Source organism: Vibrio sp. Vb1554 (genome assembly GCF_033344235.1).
Map to the genome: position 1 here is coordinate 1 of NZ_JAWPOJ010000441.1, position 1,056 is coordinate 1,056.

At 46.4% G+C, this 1,056-nt stretch carries 1 protein-coding gene; it reads right to left on the reverse strand.

What is annotated here, in order from left to right; genetic code table 11:
* Positions 1-116 precede the first annotated feature (116 nt).
* Complete coding sequence (gene fieF / locus R8N28_RS26915; protein ID WP_005482190.1) at positions 117-1,025, reverse strand: CDF family cation-efflux transporter FieF; 909 nt, start codon at positions 1,023-1,025, stop codon at positions 117-119.
* Between the last annotated feature and the right edge of the window lie 31 nt (positions 1,026-1,056).

Below are 1,056 nucleotides of genomic sequence, written 5' to 3' on the forward strand. Positions count from 1 at the left end.
GTTTCTCTATGAAACTTTGTTGATTCATATCAGGATCACGAATCTTAATAAGTATTGATGGAAAGATAGTCAATAAGCGCTTGTTTGTCGTTAAGATCAAAACGTTTTTTCGACTCTTACCAATCTTGTGCTTTTTGCTCTTTTTCTGGCCCAAATACCACCGACAATGGATCTTGATGGATCAATACATCCGCCTCTGGGAACAATGCCAACAAATTATCTTCCACTTTATCGGCAATATAATGCGCCTCAATTAAACGCAAGTTGTCATCCAATTCCAAATGCAATTGAATAAAACGTGTTGGACCAGACATACGGGTACGCAACTGATGTACACCCAACACGCCTTTCACGCTCAAACAAGCTTGGTTAATTTGCTCAAGCTCTTCATCGGGCAGCTTTCTGTCGAGCAACGTTTGAATCGCTTCGCTGACCATTTTGAAGGCGCTGTAAAGAATGAAGATACCAATACCAATCGCGAAGACCGCATCCGCTTGCGTTACACCAAAATAGCTGAGCCCAAGCGCGACCATGATCGCCCCGTTCATGTATAAATCCGTTTGGTAGTGCAACGAATCTGCCGCGATTGCTTGGCTGCCCGTGATGCGCACCACGCGTTTCTGGAACATGACCAAACCAAACGTCACCATCATCGCAAACAAGGAGACATACACACCCAGCTCCGGCGCGTTCAGTTCGTGTGGCCTGAAGAAACGATCGATACCGTTTAGGATCAAAAATACCGCAGAGCCGGAGATAAACATCGCCTGTGCCAACGCAGCGAGAGACTCGGCCTTACCATGCCCAAAAGTGTGTTCTCTGTCGGCTGGTTGCAGCGAATAGCGAACTACCACCAAATTCACCACTGAAGCGGCGATGTCCAGCATCGAATCAATAAGCGATGCCAATAGGCTGACCGATCCCGTCACCCACCATGTGATGACTTTTACAATGAGAAGAAGCGTCGCCACTATGGTTGCTGTCCAAGCTGCCGTCGTGACTAAGCGTGCATATTGCTGTTTCATAATCAAAGAGTTAACTCAAACCGTATTTTGA